4 protein-coding genes and 1 pseudogene are annotated in these 5,687 nt (G+C 71.7%); 2 read left to right on the forward strand and 3 right to left on the reverse strand.

Annotated features, from left to right (window positions below; translation table 11 throughout):
• Nucleotides 1–236: 236 nt before the first annotated feature.
• Both ACJA3G_RS28290 and ACJA3G_RS28295 read left to right on the forward strand, forming a co-directional pair.
• Nucleotides 237–722 carry a MarR family winged helix-turn-helix transcriptional regulator gene (locus ACJA3G_RS28290; RefSeq protein WP_406555876.1) on the forward strand — a complete coding sequence of 162 codons (486 nt, stop codon included), beginning with the start codon at nucleotides 237–239 and terminating at the stop codon, nucleotides 720–722.
• A gap of 31 nt (nucleotides 723–753) precedes the next feature.
• A complete protein-coding gene (locus tag ACJA3G_RS28295) occupies nucleotides 754–2,382 on the forward strand; it encodes an MDR family MFS transporter (protein ID WP_406555877.1) in 1,629 nt (542 codons plus the stop codon).
• Nucleotides 2,383–2,497: 115 nt separating this feature from the next.
• Here ACJA3G_RS28295 and ACJA3G_RS28300 read toward each other — a convergent pair whose 3' ends face one another.
• From ACJA3G_RS28300 to ACJA3G_RS28310, 3 genes and pseudogenes are all read right to left on the reverse strand, one after another.
• A complete protein-coding gene (locus ACJA3G_RS28300; RefSeq protein WP_406555878.1) occupies nucleotides 2,498–3,271 on the reverse strand; it encodes a TetR/AcrR family transcriptional regulator in 774 nt (257 codons plus the stop codon).
• Between the two features lie 116 nt (nucleotides 3,272–3,387).
• Nucleotides 3,388–4,920 carry an MFS transporter gene (locus tag ACJA3G_RS28305; protein WP_406555879.1) on the reverse strand — a complete coding sequence of 511 codons (1,533 nt, stop codon included), beginning with the start codon at nucleotides 4,918–4,920 and terminating at the stop codon, nucleotides 3,388–3,390.
• A 195-nt stretch (nucleotides 4,921–5,115) separates the two neighbouring features.
• Nucleotides 5,116–5,687, reverse strand: a pseudogene (locus ACJA3G_RS28310) (glycosyl transferase); the annotation flags it as partial.

The following is a 5,687-nucleotide window of genomic DNA, read 5'->3' on the forward strand; positions in this document are numbered from 1 at the left end:
CCACACGCTCACGGCGTCCGCACACCCGCGCCGAGCGCCCCCGGCTCGGCCCCTCGCGCCCCTGCCCGCGCCCGGGCCTCGGCCCTGACCTACGCATTGACTTTCCACATGCGAACCCTTTGCGTTCACTTTGCCCAGCCCTCTCCCCATTCACTTGCCTTCAGCAACCAATCACCTCTATGGTTGCCCTAAGCAACAAGATCAGCGGATCAGTGACGCCCGGACCGGAGGAGCCGATGGCCGCGCAGAGCCACTACGAGGAGCTCGCCCGACAGCTCAGCGCCATCGGGGCCGTCAAGCGCGGGCTCGGGCGGATCCTGCCGGCCGAGTGCCCGGCCGGCTCCGCCGCCGTGCTCACCCTCCTCGGCCGCCACGGCGAGATGCGCATCAGCGGGCTGGCCGAGCTGCTGGATGTGGACATGTCGGTGACCAGCCGCCATGTCACCCATGTGGCCGCGCGCGGCTGGATCGAGCGCGACCCGGACCCGCTGGACAAGCGCTCCCGCATCCTGCGGCTCACCCCGGCCGGCCGGGACATGCTCGACGAGCTCGGGCGGCGCACCGCGGAGATGTTCGCCCGGACCCTGCGGGACTGGTCCGACGACGAGGTCGGGCAGCTGAACGTCATGCTCGCGCGGCTCAGAGAGAGCTTCGACTGCCGCGAGGAACGTTTGATCCACCCCGCGCCGCTCACCCGTACACCCGCCGCGCAACAGGCGTAACGGCCCACCAGACGTACAGAGAAGGAAGTTCATGGCTACATCCACACCGGCCGGTGTGCGGGACGGCAGCACCGCCCACGGAGCCCACCACCACGGGCCCGACGGCGGCGCGCCGATGACTCACCGGCAGATCATGGAGGCGCTGTCCGGGCTGCTGCTCGGCATGTTCGTCGCCATCCTGTCCTCGACGATCGTCTCCAACGCCCTTCCCCACATTATCGGTGACCTGGGCGGTGGCCAGTCCGCGTACACCTGGGTCGTCACGGCCTCGCTGCTGTCGATGACCGCGACCACTCCGCTGTGGGGCAAGCTCTCGGACCTCTTCAGTAAGAAGCTGCTGGTCCAGATAGCCCTGATCATCTACGTCAGCGGTTCGGTGGTCGCCGGGCTCTCCCAGAACGCGGGCATGCTGATCGCCTGCCGTGTCGTCCAGGGCATCGGCGTCGGCGGTCTCTCCGCGCTCGCCCAGATCATCATGGCCGCGATGATCGCGCCGCGTGAGCGCGGCCGGTACAGCGGCTACCTCGGTGCCACGTTCGCGGTCGCGACGGTCGGCGGCCCGCTGCTCGGCGGTGTCATCACCGACACCGAGTGGCTCGGCTGGCGCTGGTGCTTCTACGTCGGTGTGCCCTTCGCGGTCATCGCGCTGATCGTGCTCCAGAAGACGCTGAAGCTGCCGGTGGTCCGGCGCGAGGTCAAGGTCGACTGGGCGGGCGCGCTCTTCATCAGCGCCTCGGTCTCGCTGCTGCTGGTGTGGGTGACCTTCGCGGGCGACAAGTACGACTGGGTCTCCTGGCAGACGGCGGCGATGGTCGGCGGCTCGGTGCTGCTGGGCGCGGTCTTCGTGTACGTGGAGTCGAAGGCGTCCGAACCGATCATCCCGCTGCGGCTGTTCCGCAACCGGACGATCACCCTGGCGTCGCTGGCCTCGCTCTTCGTGGGTGTGGCGATGTTCTCCGGCACGGTGTTCTTCAGCCAGTACTTCCAGCTGGCCCGCGGCGAGTCCCCGACCATGTCCGGGGTCCTGACCATTCCGATGATCGCCGGTCTGTTCATCTCCTCCACGGTCTCCGGCCAGGTCATCACCAAGACCGGGCGCTGGAAGGCGTGGCTGGTCAGCGGTGGTGCGCTGGTGACGGCCGGACTCGCGCTGCTCGGCACGATGCGGTACGACACCGCGTACTGGCAGCTGGCGATCTACATGGCGCTGATGGGCCTCGGCATCGGCATGATGATGCAGAACCTGGTGCTGTGCACGCAGAACCAGGTCTCCGCGGCCGACCTCGGCTCGGCCTCGTCCGTGGTGACGTTCTTCCGCTCGCTCGGCGGTGCGGTGGGCGTGTCCGCCCTGGGCGCCGTGATGGCGAACCGGGTCACCCACTACGTCAAGGACGGCCTGGCCGACCTCGGCCCCAAGGGCGCGGCTCTCGCCCAGGGCGGCGGTGGCGGTGGCATCCCGGACCTGGACAAGATGCCCGCGCCGCTGCGGACGGTGGTGGAGAGCGCGTACGGCCACGGTGTGGCGGACGTCTTCCTCTACGCGGCGCCGTGCGCCCTGCTCGCCTTCTTCGTGACGCTGTTCATCAAGGAGGTCGCGCTGAAGTCCCGCGCGACGGCCCCGGCCGAGCCCACGGACCAGCAGAAGGCCACGGCCTCCTAGAAGCTCGGGTGCCCCGAGCGGAGGCACCCGATACCGGGGCGACGGGCAGGGGACGGCCCGTCGCCCCACTCCCCCGCGAAGGGGCCCACGCGCATCGCCCGTGGGCCCCTTCGTGCTACCCCTCCCGCTTCGCCTCGATCCCCGCGATCAGCAGGTCCAGCGCGAAGACGAAGTCGCGCTCGCGCATCTCCGCCACCGTGTCGCCGCCCCGCGCCTCCATGAGCTCCTCCGCCATCGCGAACCGCTCGTGGAGTTCGGGGCGTTCGCGTACGGTGCCCATCGCCTGGGCGAAGTACTCGTCCTCGGTGACCCCGGCCTCCGCGCACCGCGCGACGAACTGCCCCTCGATCGTGCCGAACCCGTACACGAACTGGAACACCGCCGCCAGGCCGCCGGTCACCCCGTGCGCGGGCAGTCCGCTGCGGGCCATGACCGTCTGGGCGGCGATCGAGAAGGCCAGGAAGTTCGGGCCGATGTTCAGATAGCGGCCCATCAGGGGGGACACCCAGGGGTGGCGGACGAGCATCGCCCGGTAGCCGACGGCCAGGGCGCGGATCTGGTCGCGCCAGTCGGCGTCCTCCTGGGTCACGTCCGGGACCGGCACCTCGGCGGCGACCGCGTCCATGGCGAGCTCCAGCAGGTCGTCCTTGGTGTCCACGTACCAGTACAGGGACATCGCGGTGACCCCGAGCTCGCCCGCGAGCCGGCGCATGGAGAACTTCGCCGCGCCCTCGCTGTCGAGGAGCCGGACCGACTCCGTGACGATCCTGTCCCGGTCGAGCGCGGCGGTCGGCTGCCCGGCCCGCCGGGTCCGGCCCGTGGACCTGCCGGCCGCCAGCCACACGCTGGTCCGCATCGGGTTCTTCGCGCGCTCGGCTGCCGACACCATGGCGTGCCCTCCTCGTCGGGTCGTCGGACTGTACGTACACATGTCGTACGCCGTTCGTGCGGCATCGGCCACAGCGGTCAGCGGAATTGCTGCCTCCGCCGACCGCCGGTCCGATGCTATGCCGCGGGCGCGGCCTGCGGCGCGGGGGCCTGGGCCCCGTCGCCGCCACCGCGCTCCGCCCTGGCCAGCAGCGCCGCGGCGAGCAGTCCGCCCGCCAGCACCGCGACCGCGCCGACCAGCTGGCTGGTCTGGAGCCCGGAGGCGAACGCGTCCGAGATCCGCGAGCGCTCGGCGTCGTCGCCCGCCGCCGCGAGCGCCGCCGGGAGCGAGGCCGCGCCCACCACGGACGGGACCAGCGCGGCGAAGCGCGAGTTGAGGACCGCGCCGAGCACGGCCACGCCGAGCCCGTTGCCGAACTCCGCCAGCGTGCCGTTGACGCCCGCGCCCACGCCCGCCTTCTCCGGCGGGATCGCGCCCATCAGGGTGTTGGCCATGGCCGGCATCGAGACGGCGATGCCCGCGCCCATCACCACCAGGCCCAGCAGCATCCCGCTGTAGTGCTCACGGCCGAGCAGGGCTATCGCCGCGAGTCCGGCCGCGTTGGCCGCCATGCCCGCCGCGATCGTGCGGGGCGTGCCCAGCCGGGGCAGCAGCCGCGCGCCGACCCCCGCCACGTTCAGCGCGATCACGCTCAGCGCCAGCGGCGCCGTGCGCAGCCCCGCCTCCAGCGGCCCGTAGCCCAGCACGAACTGGAGGTGCTGGGTGAGCAGGAAGAGCGAGCCGCCCATGCCGAACGCAACCAGGATGGAGCCCGCGACCGCGCCGGTGAACCGCTGGTTGCGGAAGAAGTGCATGTCCAGCATCGGGTACGGGATCGACAGCTCCCAGCGGGCGAACGCCGCCAGGAAGACCAGGCCCACCGCGGCCGGGACCAGCACGTGCGCCGAGGTCCAGCCGTGGCCGGGGCCGGAGATGATCGCGTAGACCATCCCGGTCATGCCGACCGTGGAGAGCAGCGCGCCGAGCAGGTCCGGCCGGTCGCCCAGCGGGTTCTTCGACTCCGGGACCAGGGCGAGCACGGCCACCAGGCCGATCGCCGCGACCGGGATGTTGACCAGGAAGATGGCGCCCCACCAGAAGTGGTCGAGCATGACCCCGCCGATCAGCGGCCCGGCGGCGAAGCCGAGCGAGTTGACCGTGGCCCACAGCCCGATGGCCTTCACCCGCTCCTCGTCGTCGAAGATCTGCACGACGACGGCGAGGGTGGTGGTCATCAGCAGGGCGCCGCCGACGCCCATGCCCGCGCGGGCGGCTATCAACTGCCCGGCGCTCTGGGAGAGTCCGGCCGCGAGCGAGCCGAGGCCGAAGAGCGCCAGCCCGGCCGCGAGCATCTTCTTGCGGCCGTACCGGTCGGAGGCGCTGCCCGCGGTGAGCAGCAGTCCGGACTGGACGAGCGAGTACGCGTTGATCATCCACTGGATGTCGGCGGTCGATGCGCCGACCGAGGTGGTCAGGGAGGGGATCGCGACGTTCAGGACGGTGTTGTCGAGCAGCACGGTGAGCTGTGCCAGACAGATGACCCCCAGGATCAGCCAGCGCTGCGGGTGCCTGGTGGGGGCGGCAGATGGATCGGCGACCGGGGCCGTCATGCGGGGCTCCTAGGGGGAGTTGTACAGCGTATGGGGAAGTTCTCGTACACCGTAAAGGAGACTCTTGTACGGTGTAAAGCGGTTTACACGCTCTATGGGAAGGAGCACGCGGGGCTCCTCCTCCGGACGCCGAAAGGCCGGTGGGCCGGGGCTCGTACACCCCGGCCCACCGGCCGCTTCCCGTGCCGTCCGCTCCTACCGCGCGGGCGCTGTCAGGTCGTAGAAGGTGGCGGTGCCGACCGTCACCTTCTTGAAGGAGGCCTCCACCCAGGTGGTGATGGCGCTGCCGCCGGCCTCACCGCCGGGGCCGCCGCGTCCGCCCATGCCGCCGCCTCCGGCGACGAAGTAGTGGATCCTCCCCTCGGCCACGTACGACTTGAACCGCGCGAGCGTCGGCGAGGGGTCGCTGCCGTTGAAGCCGCCGATCGCCATCACCGGCTTGGCGGTGGCCAGTTGGTAGCTGGCGGCGTTCTGGGCGCCGATCGCGGCGGCGGCCCAGGTGTAGTGGTCCGCGTCCGCCTTCAGCAGGGTCTTCGCCTCGGCGCCGACCCGGGCGCCGTCGAGCAGCCCGCCCATGCCGCCGGGGCCGCCGCGCTCGGCGCCGCCGGGGACCCGACCGCCGCCCGGGAGCCGGGACGGCAGGCCGTTCGGGCCGCCCTGCGGGGCGCCGCCCGGAGGCAGTCCTCCGGCGCCGCCCCGCGGGCCCTGCCCCTGACCGGCCCGCAGGCCCGGACGTCCGTCCTGGCCGCCCGGTCCCGCCCCGAACC

This window comes from Streptomyces sp. YS-3 (assembly GCF_045257485.1).
In the GTDB taxonomy this organism is placed as follows: domain Bacteria; phylum Actinomycetota; class Actinomycetes; order Streptomycetales; family Streptomycetaceae; genus Streptomyces.

What these genes read in the sequence shown, in the direction of transcription:
- ACJA3G_RS28290 (WP_406555876.1), top strand. Translation starts at nt 237, where the DNA reads ATGGCCGCGCAGAGCCACTACGAGGAGCTCGCCCGACAGCTCAGCGCC.
- ACJA3G_RS28295 (WP_406555877.1), top strand. Translation starts at nt 754, where the DNA reads ATGGCTACATCCACACCGGCCGGTGTGCGGGACGGCAGCACCGCCCAC.
- ACJA3G_RS28300 (WP_406555878.1), bottom strand. Translation starts at nt 3,271, where the DNA reads ATGGTGTCGGCAGCCGAGCGCGCGAAGAACCCGATGCGGACCAGCGTG.
- ACJA3G_RS28305 (WP_406555879.1), bottom strand. Translation starts at nt 4,920, where the DNA reads ATGACGGCCCCGGTCGCCGATCCATCTGCCGCCCCCACCAGGCACCCG.